General features: G+C 75.7%; 16 protein-coding genes. 6 read left to right on the top strand and 10 right to left on the bottom strand.

Annotation, left to right across the window (positions count from 1 at the left end):
• Position 1: 1 nt before the first annotated feature.
• Together IE287_RS32465 and IE287_RS32460 are read right to left on the bottom strand one after the other, a co-directional pair.
• Complete coding sequence (locus IE287_RS32465) at positions 2-589, bottom strand: (2Fe-2S)-binding protein (RefSeq protein WP_189852834.1); 588 nt, start codon at positions 587-589, stop codon at positions 2-4.
• A 2-nt stretch (positions 590-591) separates the two neighbouring features.
• Positions 592-1,482, bottom strand: coding sequence for an FAD binding domain-containing protein (locus tag IE287_RS32460; RefSeq protein ID WP_189852833.1), 891 nt, complete (start codon positions 1,480-1,482; stop codon positions 592-594).
• A 314-nt stretch (positions 1,483-1,796) separates the two neighbouring features.
• Here IE287_RS32460 and IE287_RS32455 point away from each other — a divergent pair, with 314 nt between their 5' ends.
• Positions 1,797-3,491, top strand: coding sequence for a PucR family transcriptional regulator (locus IE287_RS32455; RefSeq protein ID WP_189852832.1), 1,695 nt, complete (start codon positions 1,797-1,799; stop codon positions 3,489-3,491).
• 303 nt (positions 3,492-3,794) lie between these two features.
• Positions 3,795-4,598 carry a hypothetical protein gene (locus IE287_RS32450; RefSeq protein WP_373307947.1) on the top strand — a complete coding sequence of 268 codons (804 nt, stop codon included), beginning with the start codon at positions 3,795-3,797 and terminating at the stop codon, positions 4,596-4,598.
• A 37-nt stretch (positions 4,599-4,635) separates the two neighbouring features.
• Here IE287_RS32450 and IE287_RS32445 read toward each other — a convergent pair whose 3' ends face one another.
• Positions 4,636-6,315 carry a hypothetical protein gene (locus IE287_RS32445; protein ID WP_189852830.1) on the bottom strand — a complete coding sequence of 560 codons (1,680 nt, stop codon included), beginning with the start codon at positions 6,313-6,315 and terminating at the stop codon, positions 4,636-4,638.
• Between the two features lie 120 nt (positions 6,316-6,435).
• Entirely contained in the window at positions 6,436-7,296 is an 861-nt protein-coding gene (locus IE287_RS32440; RefSeq protein WP_373307946.1) for a GntR family transcriptional regulator, read from the bottom strand.
• Between the two features lie 194 nt (positions 7,297-7,490).
• Between IE287_RS32440 and IE287_RS32435 the strand changes: the two genes are divergently transcribed.
• Positions 7,491-8,363, top strand: coding sequence for a (2Fe-2S)-binding protein (locus tag IE287_RS32435; protein ID WP_189852829.1), 873 nt, complete (start codon positions 7,491-7,493; stop codon positions 8,361-8,363).
• 212 nt (positions 8,364-8,575) lie between these two features.
• Positions 8,576-9,670, top strand: a complete 1,095-nt coding sequence (locus IE287_RS32430; protein ID WP_189852828.1) for a DUF2637 domain-containing protein — start codon at positions 8,576-8,578, stop codon at positions 9,668-9,670.
• Positions 9,671-9,706: 36 nt separating this feature from the next.
• On the opposite strand, the gene IE287_RS32425 is transcribed toward IE287_RS32430, so the two are convergent.
• From IE287_RS32425 to IE287_RS32410, 4 genes are all read right to left on the bottom strand, one after another.
• Complete coding sequence (locus IE287_RS32425) at positions 9,707-10,111, bottom strand: ATP-binding protein (RefSeq protein WP_189852827.1); 405 nt, start codon at positions 10,109-10,111, stop codon at positions 9,707-9,709.
• An 82-nt stretch (positions 10,112-10,193) separates the two neighbouring features.
• Positions 10,194-11,936, bottom strand: a complete 1,743-nt coding sequence (locus IE287_RS32420) for a pyruvate dehydrogenase (RefSeq protein ID WP_189852826.1) — start codon at positions 11,934-11,936, stop codon at positions 10,194-10,196.
• Positions 11,937-11,963: 27 nt separating this feature from the next.
• Positions 11,964-13,481, bottom strand: a complete 1,518-nt coding sequence (locus IE287_RS32415) for a protein phosphatase 2C domain-containing protein (RefSeq protein ID WP_189852825.1) — start codon at positions 13,479-13,481, stop codon at positions 11,964-11,966.
• A 123-nt stretch (positions 13,482-13,604) separates the two neighbouring features.
• Entirely contained in the window at positions 13,605-17,375 is a 3,771-nt protein-coding gene (locus IE287_RS32410) for a S8 family peptidase (protein ID WP_189852824.1), read from the bottom strand.
• A gap of 231 nt (positions 17,376-17,606) precedes the next feature.
• On the opposite strand from IE287_RS32410, the gene IE287_RS32405 reads away from it, so the two are divergent.
• On the top strand, positions 17,607-18,587 hold the full coding sequence (locus IE287_RS32405; protein ID WP_189852823.1) for a helix-turn-helix domain-containing protein: 981 nt from the start codon (positions 17,607-17,609) through the stop codon (positions 18,585-18,587).
• A gap of 276 nt (positions 18,588-18,863) precedes the next feature.
• Positions 18,864-19,346 (top strand): DUF456 domain-containing protein, encoded by a 483-nt coding sequence (locus tag IE287_RS32400; protein ID WP_189852822.1) that lies wholly within the window; start codon positions 18,864-18,866, stop codon positions 19,344-19,346.
• On the opposite strand, the gene IE287_RS32395 is transcribed toward IE287_RS32400, so the two are convergent.
• Both IE287_RS32395 and rsgA read right to left on the bottom strand, forming a co-directional pair.
• A complete protein-coding gene (locus IE287_RS32395; RefSeq protein ID WP_189852821.1) occupies positions 19,333-20,685 on the bottom strand; it encodes a bifunctional transcriptional activator/DNA repair enzyme AdaA in 1,353 nt (450 codons plus the stop codon). The genes IE287_RS32400 and IE287_RS32395 overlap by 14 nt on opposite strands.
• 63 nt (positions 20,686-20,748) lie before the next feature.
• Positions 20,749-21,888, bottom strand: a complete 1,140-nt coding sequence (gene rsgA / locus IE287_RS32390) for a ribosome small subunit-dependent GTPase A (RefSeq protein ID WP_189852820.1) — start codon at positions 21,886-21,888, stop codon at positions 20,749-20,751.
• Between the last annotated feature and the right edge of the window lie 253 nt (positions 21,889-22,141).

The following is a 22,141-nucleotide window of genomic DNA, read 5'->3' as shown; positions in this document are numbered from 1 at the left end:
GTCAGACCGCCTCTCCCTGACGGGCGGCCGCGAGGCGGACCGCGTCGAGGATCTTCTCGTAGCCCGTGCAGCGGCAGAGGTTGCCGGAGAGGGCCTCGCGGATGTCCTGGTCGGACGGGGAGCCGTTGCGCTCCAGGAGCTCGTCGGCCGCGATCAGCAGACCGGGGGTGCAGAAGCCGCACTGGACGGCGCCGGCGTCGATGAACGCCTGCTGGATCGGGCTCAGTTCGACGCCCTCGCCGGTCTGCGAGTCCTGCGTGGGCTTCGCCTCCCAGCGCTTGGCCTGGTCGAGCGTGGTGCCGCAGGCGCCGGAGGCGCAACCGCCGTGCTCGGTGCGGTCCTTGGCGAACTCGGCGAGGCCCTCGACCGTGACGACCTCGCGTCCCTCGACCTGGCCGGCGGCGACCAGACAGGAACAGACCGGCACGCCGTCGAGGCGGACCGTGCAGGAGCCGCACTCGCCCTGCTCGCAGGCGTTCTTGGAGCCCGGCAGGCCCAGACGCTCGCGGAGCACGTAGAGAAGGGACTCGCCCTCCCAGACGTCGTCGGCTTCCTGCGGACGACCGTTGACCGTGAAATTGACGCGCATGATCAGGCAGCTCCCTCAAGCGTGCGGCCGGCGCCGCGGTACTGCTCCCACGTCCAGCCGAGCTGGCGGCGGGCCATGATGCCGACGGCGTGGCGGCGGTACTTCGCCGTGCCGCGGACGTCGTCGATGGGGTTGGCGGCGGCCGAGACGAGGTCGGCGAACTGCTTGGCGACGGACGGGGTGATGATCTTCCCGCTGTCCCAGAAGCCGCCCTCCTCCAGGGCCGCGTTCAGGAAGGCCTCGGCCTCCTTGGCGCGGATCGGGGTCGGAGCGGCCGAACCGATGCCGGTGCGCACGGTCCGGGTCTCCGGGTGCAGCGCCAGGCCGAAGGCGCAGACGGCGATGACCATCGCGTTGCGGGTGCCGACCTTGGAGTACTGCTGGGGGCCGTCCGCCTTCTTGATGTGGACGGTCTTGATGAGCTCGTCGGGCTGGAGCGCGTTGCGCTTCACGCCGGTGTAGAACTCGTCGATCGGAATGAAGCGGCTGCCCCGGACCGACTCGACCTCGACCTCGGCGCCGGCGGCGAGGAGGGCGGGGTGGGCGTCACCGGCCGGGGAGGCGGTGCCGAGGTTGCCGCCGACGCCGCCGCGGTTGCGGATCTGCGGGGAGGCGACCGTGTGGGACGCGAGCGCCAGGCCGGGCAGCTCGGTCCGCAGGTTCTCCATGATCTGCGTGTACGGAACGGAAGCGCCGAGTCGGACGTTCTCCTCGCCGACCTCCCACTCGCGCAGCAGCTCGATGCGGTTCAGGTCCAGCAGGTACTCGGGACGCCGGTGGTCGAAGTTGATCTCGACCATGACGTCGGTACCGCCGGCGATGGGCACGGCCGTGGGGTGCTCGGCCTTGGCGGCGAGCGCCTCCTCCCAGCTGGCGGGGCGAAGGAAGTCCATGGTGGCTCTCTTCTAGTGGCTCTGGTGGTGGGGGTCGGACGTCTGGGCCCTGGGGGACGTTCGGCCCTCGACTTCGGTGTTCATGTCCTGTTCACGCGGTGTGTGGCCTAGTACACAAGCCACGATGGCCGGGGTGCAGTCACCGAAAACATGAAGGAGTTGGCCGGTGCCCCGGCACGTCTTGTAGATTCGAACGAAAGACGGGGAACGGATACCTCGCCGTTTCCCCCTGGAAACGGCTACACCACCCGACCGACCCCACCGTCGAATACGCGACAACCCCACCACCCACTCGAAGGAACGGCGGCGACACGATGCGGCTGCGCGCACTGCTGGAGAACGACGCGCTCGGGCTGCGCCTGCTGGGCGGCGAGGACGAGCTGGACCGCTCGGTCCGCGGCGTGATGACCACGGACCTCAAGGATCCCAGCCGGTACCTCTCCGGCGGCGAGCTCGTCCTCACGGGCCTGGCCTGGCTGCGGGAGCCGGCCGACGCCGAGCCCTTCGCCCGGATCCTCAGCCAGGCCGGGGTCGCCGCCCTGGCGGCTGGCGAGGCCGAGCTGGGCGACATCCCGGACGATCTCGTGGAGGCGTGTTCGCGCCACCGGCTGCCGCTCTTCGCGGTCAACGAATCCGTTGCGTTCGCGACGATCACCGAACACGTTGTTCGACAGGTCTCCGGTGAGCGGGCCGGCGACCTGGCCGCCGTCGTGGACAGGCACAGGCGTCTGATGACCTCGGGACCGGCGGGCGGCGGCCCGGAGGCCGTCCTGGACCTGCTCGGCTCGGACCTGGACCTGCGGGCCTGGGTGCTCTCCCCCACCGGCCGGCAGATCGCGGGCGCGGGCGAGCCCCTGGAGCCGGCCCTGGCCGCCGCCCTGGCGGGCGAGCACCTGGCCGCCACCCGGACCGGCCGGCGCGGCCCGCACCGGCTGACCGCGCACGGCACCGTGTACTCGCTCTTCCCGATCCGCAACACCGGCCGGGCCGCCGGGCCCGCCTCCCGGGACGTCCGCGAGACCGTCCTGTCCGACTGGCTGCTCGCCGTCGAGGCGGACGCCGGGGACTGGCCGGCCGCCCGGCTCGACCTGCTCCAGGGCGTCACCCAGCTGATCTCCGTCGAGCGCGACCGCCGCGACGCGGCCCGCACGGTGCGCCGCCGGCTCGCCCAGGAGGTCCTCGAACTGGTGCAGACGGGCGCCGCCCCCGCCGAGATCGCGGCCCGGCTGCGGGTCGCCGCCCCGGTGCTGCTGCCCGGCCTGGGCGCCGCCCCGCACTGGCAGGTCGTCGTCGCCCGCGTCGAGTGGGACCAGGAGGGCGGCCAGGCCCCGGTGGAGCCCGGCCCGGTCACCCAGGCGCTCCTGGAGGAGATCCTGGTCGACCCGGCGACCGTCGGCGCCGAGTCCGCCGACCGGATCGCGGTGGCCCACACCGGCGACGAGGCCATCGCCCTGGTGCCGCTGGCGGCCGGCCCGCTGCCGGAGAGCGAGGACGACGGCCCGGCCACCGCCCTGGGCCTGCACGCCGACGCCCTGCTGGCGGCGGTGCGGACCCCGCTCTCGTCCGGCCTCGCCGACGACGGGCGGCTCACGCTCGGCGTCAGCGCCGCCGTGCACTCGGCGGAGGGCCTGCGCGGCGCCCTGGAGGAGGCCCGGCACGCCCGCCGGGTGGCCGCCGCCCGCCCGGGCCGGGTCTGCGCGGCCGGCCACCACGAGCTGGCCTCGCACGTCCTGCTGCTGCCCTTCGTCCCGGACGACGTGCGGCGCGCCTTCACGGCCCGGCTGCTCGACCCGCTGCGGGACTACGACCGGCGCCACCGCGCGGAGCTGATCCCGACCCTGGAGGCCTTCCTCGACTGCGACGGCTCCTGGACCCGCTGCGCGACCCGGCTGCACCTGCACGTGAACACGCTGCGCTACCGGGTGGGCCGGATCGAGCAGCTGACCGGACGCGACCTCTCCCGCCTGGAGGACAAGCTCGACTTCTTCCTGGCCCTGCGGATGAGCTGACGCCCGGGCCGGGCACCCCGCGGCGTGCGGAATTCACTCCTTCGGTTGAGTCCGGAGGAGTGAAGGAAGCCCCTGCCGGCCGGCCCTCCCGCGGGGTCCGGCGAACCGCTCCCCTCCCTGATCACCGCCGTGATCACGGGCCCCAGCGCCCCCTGACGCCCCGTCGGACCCGGTCCCGGCGGGGCGTCGCACACGCCCCGCAGCTTTGTGAAATTTTTCACCCGACCCCTTGGCCGGGTGCCGCCGTTCGTGCTGAGATTCCGTCCTACTCAACAGCTCGACGGCGCGCTCGGGGAGGGCAATGTGGCGGACACCGCCATGTCTGGTTCCGAATCAGGGGGCGGCACGGATCCGTCCCTCGCCCACGGCAAGGAGACTCCGGTGGAGACCGCCATATGGCGGCTCCGCTCCCGCGGCTGCTGGGCCGACGCGGCGGCGCTGCTCGCACCCCGCGCCCACGAACCGGCCGCGGCGCTCGAAAGGGCCGCGCTGCTGATCGAGCGCTGTCTCTACACCGAACAGGGCTGGGCCGAGGCCGAGGAGGCGCTGCGTGCCGCCGAGGCGGTCGCGAGCAGCGACGAGGAACGCGGGGCGGCGGCCTGCGAACGCGGCTATCTCGCCTACGCCTCCACCCTGTTGGGCGTCCGGGACCGCGCCGACGAGGCCCGCATGGCGCTGGGCCGGGCGGCCGCCCTGATCGCCCCGTCCGAGCCGGGACGCCCGCTGCTCGACTACCGGCGCGGCCTGATCGCCCAGAACCTGGGCGACTCCCCGCAGGCGGCCCGGGCGGCGTACCGCCGGGCCCACGCGGGCGCCACCGCGCAGGGCGACGACCTGCTCCTCTCCTCCACCTGGCGCCATCTCGCCGGACTGGCCCTGCGCGAGGGCGAGTTGGCGGAGGCCCGGCACGGCTTCGCCGAGTCCCTGCGGATCCGCGAGGAGTTGGGCTATCTCATCGGCACCGCACCGGCGCTCACCGCGCTGGCCGACACCGAGACGGAACCGGAGGCGGGCCGGCTGCGCGCCGAGGCCCGCAGGCTCTTCCGCCTCCTCGGCGGCGTACCGACCTGGCTGGCCGGGCAGTTGACGCCCCACACCGCCATGTGAGACCCGCCCGAAAGCCCTCACCGGTCCTGACGGCACCTCACTTGCCGTGCGGCTCCAGGCAGATGAGGCTCTCGTCCGTCCCGACGAGGAGGGCTCCGGTCGCGGTCACCGCGACCGCGCGGACCGCCGGGCCCGGCCGGAAGGCCCGGCGCGGCCCGCCCCCCTCCACGGGGATCAGCTCCACCCGCCCGTCGGCCCAGGCGGCCGCGACGAGCGGACCGCCGGGGGCCGGGGCCGCGTGCAGGGCGACGACCGGCGCCCGGCGCTCCGCGAGCGGTTCGGGCACCGGCGCGCGCCCGGGGGTCCAGAGCCGTACGGTCCCGTCGGCGCCGCCCGAGCAGACGAAGGGGGTCTCGGACTCCACGGCGGTCACGGCGGTGACCCGGCCGCTGTGCGAGGCGGCCTGGTGGAGGCCGGTCACCCCGAAGGCGTGGACCGAGCCGAGCCGGTCCCCCACCACCACCGAGCCGGCGATGGCCGCGAGCGCGGTGCCCGGGTGCCGGGAGAGCGTGGTGGAGACGGCCTCGGTGAGCCGCTCCAGATAAGGAGGACGGGGCGCCGTGCCCCGCACGGCGTGCAGCCGGCCGCGCTCGTCGAGCAGCAGCACCGTCCCGTCGGCGGTGGGCGCCAGGGCGGTGATCCCGCCCGCGACCCGGTGGGCGAGGCGCCCCTCGCCGGAGGCGTCCGCCTCCCGCAGCAGCCGGACCGTGCCCGTGCGGTCGCCGACGAGCACCAGCTCGGCCGAGGGCCCGCCGGCCGTCGCGCCCAGCACCGCGACCGGTCCCGGCCACGGCGGGGAGACGTCGCCGCGGTGCCGGGCCCACCGCATCCGCCACGGGGCGGGCGCCGCCCGCTCGGCGAGGGCGGGCCGCAGCCTTGGATCGGCGCCGTCGCCGAGGGCGGTGAGCAGCACCAGCGCCCGGTCGGCCGGGCCGTCCGCCGCGCAGAGCGCCTGCCCGGCCCGCAGCCAGGCGTCGCGCAGCCCGCCGTGGTCGTCGGCGGAGGCGGTCGCGTACCCGGTGGTGACGAGGAGCGGGTCGGCGGCGCAGACGGCGGCGGGATCGGAGAGGTCGGGGAGGCCGGGGAGCGGCGGCGCGGACGGCGTCGGCTCCGGACCGCGGTCGCCGGCCCCGTCGTGAGCGGGGTCGGGATCGGGGTCGGGGTCCAGATCGAGGTCGAGGTCGACCACCGTGGTCCGGGCGGCCCGGGGCGGGCGGGTGCCGGTGCGGGTCTCCACCACCAGGCGGATCCGCCCGACCTCGGCGAGGCCGGAGAGCAGCTCGGTGACGGCCTCCGGTTCGGCGGCGGCGTGCAGGTCGGTGAGGAGCAGGACGGTCCGGCCGGAGCGGCGGGCCTCGCTGGTGGCGAGGGCGTGGACGAGGTCGGCCGGCGTCCCCGCCACCACGCCCAGCCGGTCGGCGAGGGTCCAGGCCACGCCCAGCGCGCTCTGCCCGGCGAGCGGGACGGGCACCCGCTCGGTCCGGGGGCGGCCGCGCCGGGCCCGGGTCCCGTGCGCCGCGAGCCAGCCCAGGAGCGCGGTCTTCCCGCTGCCGGGACCGCCGGTGACCAGGCACAGCCGGGGCGCGTCGGGGTCGGTCAGCCAGCCGAGGAGCGCGCCCGCCCCGGGGCGCGTGCCTATGGGGGTCCGCCGCCGTGCGGGCGGGGCCGGGGGAGAGGGTCGGCGTCCGTCCGCCGGGGACGGGGTCGCGGACGGCATGGGGCAACCTCACGGGCGGCGCGGGACGGGCGGCTGTCGACCACGACCTTAGTGGGCGGGGGCCCCGGGGAGACCGCCCGCCGGGGGACCGGTTCCCGCGGGGTTCCGGCGGCGGGCGGATCAGCCGTCCGCGCCCGTGAAGTGCTCGCGCACCAGCGCCTCGACGACGGGGAGGTCCTGGGCGACGAGGGCGTCCAGGAGGGCGGAGTGCTCGGCGGCGTCGGCGACGAGGTCGGCGTGGCGCGGGACGGGGGCGCTGAGGAGGGGCCACTGGGAGCGGCGGTGCAGGTCGTCGGCGACGGCGAGCAGCTGTTCGTTGCCGGCGAGGGCGAGGACGGCGCGGTGGAAGGCGCGGTCGGTCTCCGCGTAGTGGGCGCGGTCGCCGCGGGCGGCGGCGGCGCCGGTGGCCTCGGCGAGCGGGCGCAGTCCGGCCCAGCGGGCGGCGGGGACGGTGCGGGCGAGCCGGAGCATGACGGGGACCTCGATCAGGGCCCGCACCTCGGCCAGCTCGGCGAGCTCGCGGGGGGTGCGGACGACGACGCGGAAGCCCCGGTTGGGGACGACCTCGACGGCCCCCTCGACGGCCAGGCGCTGCATCGCCTCGCGGACGGGGGTGGCGGAGACGCCGAAGCGCTCGCCGAGCGCGGGGGCGGAGTACACCTCGCCGGGCCGCAGCTCGCCGGCGACGAGGGCGGTCCGCAGGGCGTCCAGGATCTGGCCCCGGACGGAGTGGCGCCGCACGGCGCGCGGGCCGTCGCCGGGGAGTCCGGCGTCCTCGCCCGCCGGCGCGGGGGCGCCTCCGGGGCGGGGGAAGGGGGGCTCGCCGTGGGTGTGCTCGCCCCGGGCCTGTTCGGGGACGCGGGCGTTCTCCACCGCCTCCGGCACGGGCCGGGGGGCGCCGCCCGGACGCTCGCCCCGGGGGTCGCCGAATCGCACGGACGGTCCCTCCGTCGCCCGCTCGCGCGCTGCGCCCTGCTCCACCCGGGTCCTCCTGCGGCCTCGTGCCGGGCCCGGCTCGCGATACCCGGGCCCCCTGTGCACCATAGGCGAACGGACCGTTCCGTGGGACCGCGCCCACGGGGCCCCGACGGGCGCGGGAGTGCCGGTGGTGAGACGCGATGCCGTTTCGGGTAAGGTAAGGCTAACCTGCTAACGATCGCGATTCGGTGGTCCGCATGACCGTCCCCGCCCTGCTTCCCTCCCCCGTCGCCTCGCCCGTCGCGGCCTCGTACGCCCGGCTCGCCGAGGTCTTCTCCGGCCTGCGGATAGAGGAGACGGCCGGGGACGAACGCCTGCCACGCGGTGCCGGCTGGGTCCGGGCCGAGGAGCTCGCGGCCGGCGGCCCCGCCCTGGACGCCTTCCTCGCCTGGGACAACGCGCAGGTGCTCCGCGACTACGGCCAGCAGGCCCGGCCCGACGTCGTCGCCAGCTTCGGCCTCCACCGCTACGCCTGGCCCGCCTGTCTCCTGGTGACCGTCCCCTGGTTCCTGCACCGCCGGGTCCCCCGCCTCCCCGTCGGCGCCGTCTCCTTCCAGCGGGCCCTGGGCCGGATGGCGGTCTCCGTCGATGCCTTCGCCTGCCTGCCGGACGACCCCGCCGCCGCGCTGCCCGGCGCCCGGGTGGTCGCCGACGAGGAGGCCCTGCGCGCGGAGGTGCGCGCCTCGCTCGCCGAGCACTTCGAGGCCCTCCTCACCGGCTTCGGCCCGCGGATGCGGCGCGGCCGCCACGCCCTGTGGGGGATGGTGACGGACGAGATCGTGGAGAGCCTCTGGTACATCGGCGCCCTGCTCGGCGAGGAGGAGCGGGCGATGGCCGAGCTGGAGCTGCTGCTGCCGGGGAAGACCGGCGGCAGGCCGGAGAAGCCGTACGCGGGCGGGGCGGCGTTCCGTCCGCTGCCCGGGGCCGAGGCGCCGGACGGCACGCCCCGCGCCACCCGGGACCGGGCCACCTGCTGCTTCTTCTACACCCTGCGCCCCGAGGACACCTGCATCACCTGTCCGCGCACCTGCGACGCCGAGCGGGTCCGGCGGCTCACCACCGCGGCCTGAGCCGTCCGCCACCCCCTGCGGCTCACACCACCCGCACGAGTGACGTGAATCGAACGCAACCCTGCTCACGCGGAAGGCCGTTCGACCAGAAGGTACCTATTCGTATGCCCTGAGCCCCCGTTGGCGTGCTCTTGCCCCGAAACCCCCTGTGCCCGCCGGTCGGTCGGACAGTATGGGCGGCCAAACGCACACGGCGATGCGAGGGACACCGCATGAGACTGACCGACATATCGCTGGACTGGCTGCTTCCGGGCGGCGTGATGGTGGCCGGGGTCCTGACGGCGGTGGCGGTGCTCGCGCGCGGGAAGCGCGCCGGTGACCAGGCCGCGGCCGAGGATTCCTGGGAACGCAGCGAGGAGCGCCGCAGACGCAAGGAGGCGATCTACGGATTCGCCTCGTACGGGCTGCTGTTCTGCTGTGCCGCGGTCGCGGCGGCGCTCTCCTTCCACGGGCTCGTCGGCTTCGGCCGGCAGAACCTCAACCTGACCGGCGGCTGGGAGTACCTCGTCCCGTTCGGCCTCGACGGCGCCGCGATGTTCTGCTCGGTGCTCGCCGTCCGCGAGGCCAGCCACGGCGACGCGGCCCTCGGCTCGCGCCTCCTGGTCTGGCTCTTCGCGGGCGCCGCCGCCTGGTTCAACTGGGTCCACGCGCCGCGCGGCCTGGGTCACGACGGGGCTCCGCAGTTCTTCGCGGGCATGTCCCTGTCGGCCGCGGTCCTCTTCGACCGGGCGCTGAAGCAGACCCGGCGGGCCGCGCTGCGGGAGCAGGGGCTCGTCCCCCGGCCGCTCCCCCAGATCCGCATCGTGCGGTGGATAAGGGCCCCCCGGGAGACCTTCGCCGCCTGGTCGCTGATGCTCCTGGAGGGCGTGCGGACGCTGGACGAGGCGGTCGACGAGGTCCGGGAGGACCGGCGCGAGAAGGAGCAGAACCGGATCCGCCGGCGCGAGCAGGCCAAGCTCGACCGGGCTCGGATCAAGGCGCTCAACCGTCAGCACCGGGCCTTCGGGCGCGGCGGGCGCCAGGTGGAGGTGGCGGCGCTGGCCGCCGCCACCGGGGCCGGCGGGGGCCAGGCCCCCGTGGCCGGGTCGGGTTCCGCGACGGCGGCGGTGCCCGCCGCCGTCGCGGAACCCGCCATAGCGGACCCGGGACAACTGCCGCTTCGGCCCCGGCCCTCCCTGCAAGCCGTCAGGGGCAGTGAGTCGCGGACGGTGGACCTCACCGCCGAGGACGACACCCAGGCGATGCCCCGCTACGCCTTCGACTCCCTGGAGGCGAAGCTCACCGAAATGGAGCGGAAGCTCGGCTGACGCCGCCGCTCCCCCACCCCACGGCGGGGCCGCCCCTCAGGCGGCCCCGCCGTTCAGTTCGAACCAGACGACCTTGCCGGAGCCGCGCTCCTCGACGCCCCAGGAGTCGGCGAGCTCCCCGACGAGGAAGAGACCCCGGCCGTGCGTACCGTCGTCGGCGGGCGGTACGAGCGGACCGGTGAGACCGGGCTCGAAGTCGCGGACCTCGACCCGCAGCTGCCCCGGGTCGACGGTGGCGGTCACCACCGCCCCGTGGCCGGTGTGCAGCAGCGCGTTGGTGACCAGTTCGCTGGTGAGCAGTTCGGCCACGTCCCCGGCGCCGGGTCCGCCCCAGGCGCCGAGCAGCGCGCGTAACGCGTGGCGCACCTCCGGCACCGCGGTCAGGTCCGCCCCGCCCACCTCCCTGAGCAGTTGAGTCGGCTGTCGTGCCTTCCCGGCCATAGCCCCCACCCGCGGTCGCGTCGAACAGACTCACGGGGAAGCCTGCCCCACGAGCCGGTCCGCATGCGCCGGGCCGGCGTCCTCAGGGCCGGGGGACGTTGCGCAGGTTGGAACGGGCCATCTGGAGCATCCGGCCCACTCCCCCGTCGAGGACGATCTTCCCGGCGGAGAGGGCGAAGCCGGTGACCATGTCGGCGCTGATCCTCGGGGGGATGGAGAGGGCGTTGGGGTCGGTGACGACGTCGACGAGGGCGGGGCCCTTGTGCTTGAAGGCGTCCTTGAGTGCCCCGGCGAGCTGCTTGGGCTTCTCCACCCGCACCCCGTAGGCGCCGGCCGCGCGGGCGACCGCGGCGAAGTCGGGGTTCTTGTTGCCCGTCCCGTACGAGGGGAGGCCGGCGACCAGCATCTCCAGTTCGACCATCCCGAGGGAGGAGTTGTTGAACAGCACGATCTTCACGGGGAGTTCGTACTGGACGAGGGTGAGGAAGTCGCCCATGAGCATGGAGAAGCCGCCGTCGCCGGAGAGCGAGACGACCTGCCGGCCGCGGTCGGTGAACTGGGCGCCGATGGCCTGCGGCAGCGCGTTGGCCATCGATCCGTGGCTGAAGGAACCGATGATCCGGCGGCGTCCGTTGGGGGTGAGGTAGCGGGCCGCCCAGACGTTGCACATGCCGGTGTCGACGGTGAACACGGCGTCCTCGTCGGCGAGTTCGTCGAGGACGGAGGCGACGTACTCGGGGTGGATCGGAGTGTGCTTCTCCACCTTGCGGGTGTAGGCCTTCACCACCCCCTCCAGGGCGTCGGCGTGCTTCTTCAGCATCTTGTCCAGGAAGCGCCGGTCGGTGCGGGGCCGGACCCTGGGGGTGACGCAGCGCAGGGTCTCCCGGACGTCGCCCCAGACGGCCAGGTCGAGCCGGGAGCGGCGGCCGAGGCGCTCGGGCCGCACGTCGATCTGCACGATCCGGACGTCGTCGGGGAGGAAGGCGTTGTACGGGAAGTCGGTGCCCAGCAGGATCAGCAGGTCGCACTCGTGCGTGGCCTCGTAGGCGGCGCCGTAGCCGAGCAGTCCGCTCATGCCGACGTCGAAGGGGTTGTCGTACTGGATCCACTCCTTGCCCCGCAGGGCGTGGCCGACCGGGGCCTTGAGGCGCTCGGCGAACTGCATCACCTCGGGGTGGGAGCCGGCGGTGCCGCTGCCGCAGAAGAGCGTCACCCGTTCGGCCGCGTCGATCATCCGGACCAGGGCGTCGATCTCGGAGTCGCCGGGGCGGACGGTGGGGCGCGAGGTGACCAGCGCCGAGCCGGTGGCCTTCTCCGGGGCGGGCTGGCCGGCGATGTCGCCGGGGAGCGCGACCACCGAGACGCCGCCGCGCCCGACGGCGTGCTGGACGGCGGTGTGCAGCAGCCGGGGCATCTGCTTCGGGTGGGAGATCAGCTCGCTGTAGTGGCTGCACTCGCGGAACAGCTGGTCGGGGTGGGTCTCCTGGAAGTAGCCGAGCCCGATCTCGCTGGACGGGATGTGGGAGGCGAGGGCGAGTACGGGGGCCATCGAGCGGTGGGCGTCGTACAGGCCGTTGATGAGGTGGAGGTTGCCGGGCCCGCAGGAGCCCGCACAGGCCGCGAGGCGGCCGGTGATCTGGGCCTCGGCGCCCGCGGCGAAGGCGGCGGTCTCCTCGTGGCGCACCTGGATCCAGTCGATGGCGGGGTTGCGCCGGATGGCGTCGACGACCGGGTTCAGGCTGTCGCCGACCACCCCGTACAGGCGCTGGACGCCGGCCCGGACGAGGATGTCGACGAATTGCTCCGCTACGTTCTGTTTGGCCATGGGTCCATCAACACACGGCCCGGCGTCTCACGCCTCCCAGACGGCGGCTCCCGTACGGTCGTCGGCGTACCCGGTCACCCTCAGCTGGGTGTCGGCGAGGAAGGCGGCGAGACCGGGCGCCTCGGCGCCGCTCCAGCGGGCGGCCAGCTCGCGGGCGAGCTCGGGCTCGCCGCGCATCGGCTCGGCGAGGCCGGGCGAGGCGAGGAGGAGGGTGTCGCCGGGGCGGGCCACCGAGGCGCGGAAGCGGAAGGGTTCGGCGGGCGGCGGCACGGGCTCCTCGACGAGCGGCCCGGGGGCGGTGGTGATGCCGAGGTCCATGGTGAGCCGGTCGCCCTCCTCGGTCGCCTCCGGGATCCCGCGCGGCGGCGTCGAGCCGAAGCCGACGACGGGCGCGCCGGCGACCGAGGCGGGGTCGGGGAGCAGCGGCTCGATGTCCTGCCAGGCGCCGTCGCGCAGCCGGAAGAGCCCGCCGCCGCCGACGCCGAAGAAGACCCGGGTGCGGCAGTCGGGGTCGGCGGGGATGAGCAGGCAGCGCAGGGTGGCGGTGTACGCGTCGGGCTCCACGCCGCGCTCGGCGGCCCGGGCCCGGAGCCGTCCGTAGGTGCGGTCGGTGAGCCGGTGCAGGCCGGACTTGAGCTCGCCGCGGCGGCCGGAGCGGATGTCCTCGGAGAGGCGGGCGTGGCTGCGGCCGACGGCCTCCCCGATCCAGCGGCAGGCGTCGGTGGCGGCGAGGTGGGCCTCCTCGGCGGCCCGGGAGCCGGCGGCGACGGCGACCAGGACGAGCGCGGTCTCGTCGTGTCCGAAGCGGGCGGTGAGGAGGGCGTCCCGGCGGGGTTCGCCCCGGTAGCGGGCGGAGTCGCCGCGCACGGAGGCGGCGCGGAGGGTGGCGGTGCCGTAGCGGGCGCCGTCGAGGACGGTGTCGGCGACCAGGTCGCCGAGTTCGCCGGGCCGCGCGGCGGGCAGGGCGGTGGGCTCGGCCTCGTACGTGGGCGGCCGGCTGCCGACGAAGCCGGTGCGGGGCCGGGGCACCGGCACCTGGAGGGTCGGCTCGTGGCCGGCGGGGAGGTGGACCCGCACGGTGGCGTCCTCGGGCGCGGGCGCCGTCCCGGCGGCCCGCACGGGCTCCGGCTCGGGCTCGGGCTCCGGCTCCGCGGGGGCCGGGGGCGGCGAGGGGAAGGTGCGGGGGCCCTCGGCGGGCGCCTCCCAGGGCGCGGGGCCGAGGGACGGCGGGGCGGCCGGGCGGGGCGGCGGGGAGGGGGCGGCGGGGCCGGGACGGGCCGGGCGGGTGGCCTCGGGCGCGGTCACCGGGGGCGCCGCGGGCGGAGCGGGCACGGCCGGGTGGGCCGGAGGGGGCGGGGCCGCGGGGGGTGCCGGCGGCGGGGCCGCGAGAGGCGCCGGCGGCGGGGCCGCAGGGGTCTCGGGCGCGGTGGCCCGGGTGGCGGAGGCGAAGCGGGCGTCGAGGGTGTCACCCGGGGGTGCCGGGACGCCGCCCTCCGCCGTCTCGTCGTAGAGCGCGTCCCACCAGTCGTCCCCCTGCTGCGTCATGCCCTTATTGTCCACCGCGGGCGGCCCGGGAAAACGGGACACGAGGAAAACCGTTGCTGCGAATGGGTGGTCCGCCGGACGACCCCACCCCCCACGGGAAGGACGTCCGGCGGACCGGCGTGGTCAGCGCACGTCGTAGGCGCGGACCACGGTCTGGGTGACGGAGTTGCCGTGGGCGTCCGTCAGTTCGGTCTTCAGGGTGACCGGCTTGCCCGTCGCGCCCGCGTGGTTCACGGTCGCGACCCACTCGCCGCCCGCCTTCGCGACCTGTGCCTCGGTCCAGGTGGTGCCCCCGTCGTAGGAGTACGAGAGGGAGGCCGAGGTGAGGGCGCCCGGCTGGTATCCGGCGTGACCGGTGGCGCCGAGGCGGATCCGCTGGCCGTCGGTGGCGGCGAGGGTCTTGAGTCCGTCCACCGGCAGGTCGTACCGGGGGAAGAGGATCGGGATGCCCTGAGAATAGACGGTCTCGTCGAGCTGGGAGGTGAATTTCCAGATCGACTGCACGGAGGTGGAGCGGGCCCAGTTCCGGTTGCCGATCTTCGTGGTGTTCTGTTCGAGCTCGTACGTGCCGCGCTCGGCGGGCACCTCGAAGACCCCGAAGGGCCACGCGTTCTCGCCGACGAGCTCCCCGTCGCGGCGCAGCCGCAGGTTGCCGAGGTCGCCGAAGGAGCCGGGCTCGGCGTGGTGGACGCCGTCGCCCCACATCGCGGCGGCGAAGCCGATGAGGTTGCCCTGGCGCTCGGAGACGAGGACGGGCTCGCCGGCGGCGTCACGCGGGGCGGTCGGCACGACGACGCCGTCGTACCAGCGCTCGGTGCGCCGCTCGCCGGGGGCGTAGGCGTGCAGGTCGCCGACCATCAGCTCGCCGTAGGGGAAGCTGCTGCCGGTCATCTGCCGCCAGGCGGTGTCGCCGGGCGTGTAGTACTCGGTGCGGCTGCCCGGGGCGGGGACGGTCTCCAGGCCGGCGAAGCCGACGGAGGTGCCGTTCGGGCGGTACGCGGCGGGGAAGTTCGTGAAGTCCGCGGCGACGCCGGCCGATCCGTGGGTGACCTCGGAGCGCCCGAGGCGGGAGTCGCGGACCCGGTGGGTGCGGTCGCGGTCGACCTCACCGGTCTCGGGGAAGGCGAGGCTGTAGACGTAGGGCGGCCTGGCGGTGCCCTTCCAGTGCAGGGTGACCTCGCCGGCGGCGAGCCGGTCGCGGAGCGCGGCGGCCTCGGCGGCCGGGACCGCGAGGACCGGCAGGCCGGCGCCGGTGAAGCCGCCGGCCGGGTACCAGCGGAGCGCCGACTCGTGGTGGACGACGACGCCGAGCGCGCCGGCGGCCTTGGCGTTGCGGGCGAGGGTGCCGACGGCGGTGGTGTCGTCGGGGAGGCGGACCAGGGCGAGGCGGCCCTGGACGCCGGCGGCCTTCAGCTCGTCCGGGGTGCCGGCGCCGGCGTCGACGAGCCGGGCGGAGCCGGTGCCGTCGAGGTTGTCGGAGCCGGTGGAGGCGGTCACGGCGTGGAGCTCCAGGCCGTCGCCGGTGCGCAGCGAGGAGAGCTGCGGGGCGGCGGCGCGCCAGTAGCTGCCGGACTCGAAGGAGCCGTCGCGGGCCTCGCCCTCGACGGAGGCGTAGTAGGCGCGGATGGTGCGGGGGCCGATGGCGGTGCCGGAGTGCATCCAGACGTCGTCCCAGGAGCGGGCGAACGCGAGGGTGGTGCCGCGGACCTCGGAGGGGCGCTCGGTGCGGACCGAGAGGCGGGCGGCCTCGCGGGCGTCGAGGACGACGGTGGTGTCCTTCCGGACCTCCAGCTGCGGGCGGGCCAGGTGGGTGAGGGAGTCGGTCAGCGTGGCGCCCTCACCGGCGTCGGGGGTGGTGACGAAGGAGGTGAGGAAGTAGCTGCCGGGACGCACCCGGAAGACCTGGTCGGCTGCGCCGTCGTTGAAGCGGCGCTCGCCGGTGGCGGTGTCGGTGCCGATGACGTCGAGCGAGGAGGGGCCGTCGGCCGGCTTGCCCAGGCGGTCGATCAGCTTGACGCGCAGGGTGACCGTCTCGGGCTCGACGTGGAGGGAGAACGGGGTGGAGACGTGGACGCCGCCGCGGGCGGTGGCGACGACCCTGCCCGTGACGTCGCCGTACTGCGCGCGCTCCAGGCGGGCGGTGGGGTCGAGGGCCAGCGGGACCCCGACGGTGGCGCCGGCCGGGACCTCGACCTTGCGCTTGCCGAGGCGGGCGACCGAGGACCGGACGGCGGAGCCGTCGTTGCCGGTGACCCTCTCGACGGCCAGGTCGAGGGTGACCGGGGCCTTGGAGGTGTTGGTGTAGGGGACGGTGACCGTGGTGCGGTCGCTCCTGTCCTGCGGCCAGTGGAAGGTGCCGCCCTGGACGGCCGGGGCGGAGAGCACCGTCTGGTCGATCGCGGCCTTGACGTCGAGCCGCCCGCCGCCGGTCTCGCGGACGTCACCGGGGATGCCGGTCTCGGCGGAGGAGACCAGGGCCGCCTTCAACTGACGTGCGGTCCAGTCGGGGTGACGCTGCTTCAGGATGGCCGCGGCGCCGGCGACGTGCGGGGTTGCCATCGAGGTACCGGACATCGCCCGGTACGCGTAGAGGCCCCGGCCGCCGGCCGCGGCGGCGGAGATGCCGACGCCGGGGGCGGCGATCTCCGGCTTGAGGGTGTGCGCCTCGTTGGCGATCGGGCTGCGGCTGGAGAACCAGGCGGTGGAGTCGTCGCGGTCGGTGGCGCCGACGGTGAGGACGCCGGGCGCGCAGCCGGGCGAGGAGACGGAGTTGAGGGTCGGGCCGGTGTTGCCCGCGGCGACGACGAACAGCGTGCCCCCGTTCTGCGCGAGTCGTTCGGCGGCGGCGGACATCGGGTCGTCGCAGTCGGTCTCGGAGGGGTTGCCGAGGCTCATGGAGACGACGTCGGCGCCCTGGGCGACGGCCCACTCCATGCCGGCGATGATCCACGAGGTGGCGCCGGAGCCGGAGTCGTCGAGGACCTTGCCGTTGAGGAGCAGGGCGCCGGGGGCGACGCCCTTCTTCTCGCCTCCGCTCGCGGCGCCGGAGCCGCCGACGGTGGAGAGGGTGTGGGTGCCGTGGCCCTGGACGTCGCCGGTGCCGGCGGAGTCGGTGAAGTTCTCCGAGGCGACGATCCGGCCCTTGAGGTCGGGGTGTTCGGCGTCGGCGCCGGTGTCGAGGACCGCGACCTTGGTGCCGGTGCCGTCGTAGCCGGCGGCCCACGCCTCGGGGGCGTGCACCTGCCGGGTGGACCGCTCCAGGGTCGCCTCGACCTTGCGGTCCAGCCAGAGCTTCTCGATGCCGGCGGAGGCGGAGCGGGCGGCGGGGGCGGAGACCTCGGACCAGAAGGTGGCGGCCTGCTTCTTGTCCGCCCGGAGGGCGACGCCGCCGATGGTCCTCAGGAGCTGGCCGCGGCGGGCGCCGCGCGGGGCGGCCGGGGCGGTGCGGGCGGTGGCGCCGGAGCCGTAGACGGCGATGAGCGGCAGCGTGGTGGTGGAGGCGTCGTCGTAGCCCTGCCGGACCAGGCCGGTGACGTTGAACAGCTCCTCGTCGACCAGGTCGGCGGCGAGCGCGGCGGTGGCGTCCTCGGGGTAGACGTAGAGGTCCTGGCCGGAGCGGCGGGTCTGGACCAGCGGCACGGTGCCGTCCTCGCGGGGCAGCACGGTGGCGGCGGGGTTGCCGCGCCCGTCGCGGCCGACCAGGACGCGGTCGCCGGTGACCAGGGTGACCGTGGCGGGTCGCTCCCCGGAGCGTGCCCGGGCCTCGCTGCCGACCGGCGGGCGTTCCGCGGAGCCGCCGGCCGGCGGCTGGGCCGCGACGGACGGCAGGGCCGCGGTGACGGCCAGGACGGCGGCGGTCGCCGCCCCCAGGGCCGTACGCGAAATCGGACGCATCGCTCTCCCCATCTGATTCCGGACAACTGGCGCAAGTGGCGTGTACCCGGAGGCGGTTGGTGCTGCGGTGGCGCCACATTGGCAGAGGTGAGGGCGGTGCAGGGATGATGGGCGAGGCGGGAATACGCCGTGGCCGATTCCCGCCAGGTCACCAACGGAACGAATGCCTCCGGAGAACGTGCGCGGAACGTCGCGCGCGGTCCGCCGGGGCACGGCGAGGGGCGGGAACCGATGCTGGGAGCGATAGGACTGGACGAGCGGCAGGAGTCCGCCTACCGGGCGCTGATCGCGCTCGGGGCGGCCGAGGTCACCGACCTGGCGCACCGGCTCTCGCTGCCCGAACAGGACACCGAGCGGGCGCTGCGCCGCCTGGAGGCGCAGGGCCTCGCCGCCCAGTCCTCGGCGCGCACCGGCCGCTGGGTCGCGGCGCCGCCCGCGGTCGCGCTCGGCGCCCTGCTCACCCAGCAGCGGCACGAGCTGGAGCAGGCGGAGCTCGCGGCGGCGCTGCTCGCGGAGGAGTACCGGGCGGAGGCGACCGAGCCGGCCGTCCACGACCTGGTCGAGGTGGTCACCGGGGCGAGCGCCGTCACCCACCGCTTCCTCCAGCTCCAGCTCGGTGCGACCGAGGAGGTCTGCGCGCTCGTCACGGGCAAGCCGATCGCCGTCTCCGGCGTGGAGAACGACGCGGAGGAGCTGGCCGCCGGTCGGGGCGTGCGCTACCGGGTGGTCGTCGAACGGGAGGTGCTGACCCTCCCCACCGGCCTGCTGGAACTGTCGGCGGCGCTCGGCCGCGAGGAGCAGATCCGGGTGGTCGACCGGGTGCCGACCAAGCTGGTGGTGGCCGACCGCAGCCTCGCGATGGTGCCGCTCACCGGCCGGGGCGCGGAACCGGCCGCGCTCGTGGTGCACGCGAGCGGCCTCCTGGAGTCCCTGATGGGCCTCTTCGAGGCGGTGTGGCGGGAGGCGCTGCCGCTGCGGCTGGGCGCGGGCGCGCAGATCACCGAGGAGCAGGCGCCCGGCCCGGACACCACCGACCTGGAGATCCTCTCCCTGCTGCTCGCCGGGATGACCGACGCGAGCGTGGCCAAACAGCTGGACCTGGGCCTGCGGACGGTCCAGCGGCGGGTGAAGGGCCTGATGGAGCTGGCCGCGGTGACGACCCGGCTCCAGCTCGGGTGGCACGCGTACGAGAAGGGGTGGGTGGCCCGGTAGGGGCCACGCCGCACCCGCGACGAGAAGCCGGGCGAGAGCCGCGCCGGCCGCCCGGCGAAAGCCCTGTCCGACCCGCGCCGGACACCCGGCCAAAGCCCCGCCCGACCTGCGGCGGGCGCCCGGCGAAAGCCCTGTCCGACCCGCGCCGGACACCCGGCGGGAGCCGCGCCCACCCCGCGCCGGACACCCGGCGAAAGCCCCGCCCGACCCGCGCCGGGCGCCCCCGAACGGCTTTCGCGACCTGCGGGAACGCTCCGGGTGGGGGAGGCTGGGCGCGTGGGCGTGTGGCAGCTCCTGATGGTCGCGGCGGTCATGCTGCTCGGCCTGTTCGGGGTCCTCGCACCCGGCGTGCCGGGCAGTTGGCTGGTGTGGGCCGCCGTGCTCTGGTGGTCGCTGCACGAGCAGACCGGCCTCGCGTGGATCCTGCTGGTCTCCTCGACCGCCCTGCTGCTGCTCACCCAGGTGGTGGTCTGGCAGCTGCCGCCGCGCCGCTTCCGGGGCGTGGGCCTCACCCGCCGGACGATCGGCTGGGCGGGCGGCGGCGCCCTCCTCGGCTTCGTCCTGGTCCCGGTGCTGGGCGCGGTGCCCGGCTTCGTCGGCGGGATCTACCTCTCCGAGCGGCGCCGTCTCGGCGGCCACGGCCAGGCCCGTGCCGCCACCCGCGCGATCATGCGGGCGGCCGGGACGAGCGTGCTGGTCGAGCTCTTCGCCTGCCTGCTGATCGTGGGCGCGTGGGTCGGCGCGGTCATCCTGGGGTGAGCTCCAGGCAGCGCCGCGCGTACGACCGCCAGGGCGCCCACTCCGGCGCCTCGGGGCCGTCCGGGTCCGGCACGTCCGGATCGCCGAGGGAGCGGACCCGGATCCGGGCGGCGGCGCGGGCGTCCACCCCCGGTACGGCTCCGAGGGCCCGGGCGGCCTCCTCCCGGTCGGCGCCCGGGTCGAGCCGGAGGGCGCCGTCGGCGAGGGCGCGGGCCAGCGGCCCGGCGACCGGGTGGCCGGTGAGCTCCGCCGCGGCGGGGAAGAGCGCGCGGAGCGTGCCGTCGGCGGCGTCCAGCGGGGTGCCGGACGCGGCCAGGGCGCGGGCGGACCCCTCGGGGCCCAGCACGGTCCGCAGGGCGTACTCCTCGGGGTCGGCGGCGCCCGGGGAGCGGACGCCCGGCCGGGCCGCGACCGCCGCGGCGAGCCGGGGGTCGGCGCCGAGCCGTTCGGCGACCGCGTACGGGTCGGCGTCGAGGTCGAGGAGACGGCGCAGCCGGTGCACGGCGGTGGTGAGGTCGCGCAGCTCGGCGAGGTGCAGCCGGGCCTCCAGCCAGCGGCCGGGCGCCCGCTCGCCGACGGCGACGACCCCGGGGCCGTACGGCAGCCGCAGGGTGCGCCGGTAGGTGCGGGCGCCGGGCGGCCCGGTGACCTCCTCGACGCCCGGCAGGGCCTCGGCGGCCAGCAGGTCGAAGACCTCGCGGGCGGCGTACGGCCCCCGGTAGGCGAGCCGCAGCGGCACGCCGGTGGCGGGGGCGGTGCGCGGCCCGGACGCCCCGGCCGTCTCGGCGCGGAGCCCGGTCGGGGTGCGGGCGTAGACGGCCCGGATGGTGTCGTTGAACTGGCGGACGCTGCTGAATCCCGCCGCGAAGGCGATCTCGGTGACCGGCAGCGCCGTGGTCTGGAGCAGGACGCGGGCGGTGTGGGCCCGCTGGGCGCGGGCGAGCGCCACCGGTCCGGCCCCGAGCTCGGCGGTGAGCTGGCGCTGGACCTGGCGGGTGCTGTAGCCGAGGCGGCCGGCGAGCCCGGGGACGCCCTCGCGGTCGACGACGCCGTCGCCGATCATCCGCACCGCCCGGCCGACGACGTCGGCCCGGACGTTCCACGCGGCGGAGCCGGGCACGGCGTCGGGCCGGCAGCGCCGGCAGGCCCGGAAGCCGTGCCCCTGGGCGGCGGCCGCCGTGGGGAAGAAGGCGACGTTCCGCCGCTTGGGGGTGACGGCGGGGCAGCTGGGCCGGCAGTAGATGCCGGTGGTCCGGACGGCGAAGAAGAACTCCCCGTCGAACCGCGCGTCCCTGCTGCTCACCGCCTGGTAGAGGGTGTCGCCGTGGTCGTCCGTCATGGTTCCAGTGTGCGGCGGCGGACCGCCGCGCACCGGCGGGATTCGGACACGGCGTCGGCGGGGCTACCGGAGCCGGCCCTCGCGCTTGAAGGCCATGGCGGCACGGCCCTCGGCGCCCTTGCGCTTCCAGTCCTTGCGGATCTCGTTGCGCAGCCGGGCGTCGGTCTTGGCGACGAGCCTCTGGTTCTCCCGGATCAGCTTGCGGTAGCTCTCCAGGCGGCGCACCGGAAGGGTGCCCGCGTCGAGGGCGGCCGTCACCGCGCAGCCCGGCTCGGACTCGTGGGAGCAGTCCTGGAAGCGGCACCCGGCGGCCAGTTCCTCGATCTCCGAGAAGGTCTGGCCGACGCCCGCCTCCGCGTCCCACAGGCCGACGCCCCGCAGGCCGGGGGTGTCGATGAGGACCCCGCCGCCGGGCAGGACGAAGAGGTTGCGGGTGGTGGTGGTGTGCCGGCCCTTGCCGTCGACGTCACGGGCCGCCTGCACGGTCATGACGTCCTCGCCGACGAGGGCGTTGGCGAGGGTGGACTTCCCGGCGCCGGAGACGCCGAGGAGGACGGTGGTGCCGCCGGAGACGACGGCCTTGAGGACGTCGACGCCCTCGCCGGTGGCCGAGCTGAGCGGCACCACCCCCACGCCGGGCGCGATGCCCTCGACGTCCTCCACCAGGTGGGAGAGGACGACCGGGTCGGAGACCAGGTCGGCCTTGGAGAGCACGACGGTCGGCTGGGCGCCGGACTCCCAGGCGAGGGCGAGGAACCGCTCGATCCGGCCGAGGTCCAGCTCGACGGCGAGCGAGACGGTGATGACGGCGTGGTCGACGTTGGCCGCGAGGATCTGGCCCTCGGACCGCTTGGAGGAGGTCGAGCGCGCGAAGGCGGTGCGCCGGGGCAGGCAGGCGCGGACGTACCGGGGGTCGCTCGCGCCCTCCGGGTCGACGGCGGCCCAGTCGCCGGTGCAGACGACCCGCAGCGGGTCGTGCGGGGTCACGAAGGCGGTGTCGGCCCGGACGGTCCCGTCGGCGGTGGCGACGTCGCACTGCCCGCGGTCGACGCGGACGACACGGCCCGGGACGAGCCCCTGGGCGGCGTACGGGGCGAAGCCCTCGGCCCAGCCCGCGTCCCAGCCGTGGGCGTCGAGGACGGAGGAGGAGAGGGAGGGGGAAGCGGAGAAGGAGGAAGACGAGGGGGAAAGCGGGAAAGACAAGGGGGACCCTTCACAGGGGTGGCCCCGGCGATGCGGTGACTCGGTCGAGCCGGAGGGTTCCGGTCGGTGTCAGCCGGTGGCCACGGAGGTGGTGTGGACGAACTTCCGCGTGCGGGCAAGGCCCTTCGTGACGACAGCCATCGGTCACACCTCCTGTGTCTTCCCTGGCGCACGGCGCGCGTGCGGGGTCCGGTGCTCCCGGACGTGCGTCACCCTAGCCCGGGTGCCGGGGACCGCGCCACGGGTTTTTCCC

This window comes from Streptomyces omiyaensis, assembly GCF_014650895.1.
Lineage (GTDB): Bacteria > Actinomycetota > Actinomycetes > Streptomycetales > Streptomycetaceae > Streptomyces > Streptomyces omiyaensis.
Note: the sequence above shows the minus strand (reverse complement) of the source record. Positions and strands in the feature narration are given on the sequence as shown.

Bases quoted from the DNA above. Each gene is read 5' to 3' on its own strand.
- IE287_RS32465 (WP_189852834.1), bottom strand. From the start codon at position 589: ATGCGCGTCAATTTCACGGTCAACGGTCGTCCGCAGGAAGCCGACGAC.
- IE287_RS32460 (WP_189852833.1), bottom strand. From the start codon at position 1,482: ATGGACTTCCTTCGCCCCGCCAGCTGGGAGGAGGCGCTCGCCGCCAAG.
- IE287_RS32455 (WP_189852832.1), top strand. From the start codon at position 1,797: ATGCGGCTGCGCGCACTGCTGGAGAACGACGCGCTCGGGCTGCGCCTG.
- IE287_RS32445 (WP_189852830.1), bottom strand. From the start codon at position 6,315: ATGCCGTCCGCGACCCCGTCCCCGGCGGACGGACGCCGACCCTCTCCC.
- IE287_RS32435 (WP_189852829.1), top strand. From the start codon at position 7,491: ATGACCGTCCCCGCCCTGCTTCCCTCCCCCGTCGCCTCGCCCGTCGCG.
- IE287_RS32430 (WP_189852828.1), top strand. From the start codon at position 8,576: ATGAGACTGACCGACATATCGCTGGACTGGCTGCTTCCGGGCGGCGTG.
- IE287_RS32425 (WP_189852827.1), bottom strand. From the start codon at position 10,111: ATGGCCGGGAAGGCACGACAGCCGACTCAACTGCTCAGGGAGGTGGGC.
- IE287_RS32420 (WP_189852826.1), bottom strand. From the start codon at position 11,936: ATGGCCAAACAGAACGTAGCGGAGCAATTCGTCGACATCCTCGTCCGG.
- IE287_RS32415 (WP_189852825.1), bottom strand. From the start codon at position 13,481: ATGACGCAGCAGGGGGACGACTGGTGGGACGCGCTCTACGACGAGACG.
- IE287_RS32410 (WP_189852824.1), bottom strand. From the start codon at position 17,375: ATGCGTCCGATTTCGCGTACGGCCCTGGGGGCGGCGACCGCCGCCGTC.
- IE287_RS32405 (WP_189852823.1), top strand. From the start codon at position 17,607: ATGCTGGGAGCGATAGGACTGGACGAGCGGCAGGAGTCCGCCTACCGG.
- IE287_RS32395 (WP_189852821.1), bottom strand. From the start codon at position 20,685: ATGACGGACGACCACGGCGACACCCTCTACCAGGCGGTGAGCAGCAGG.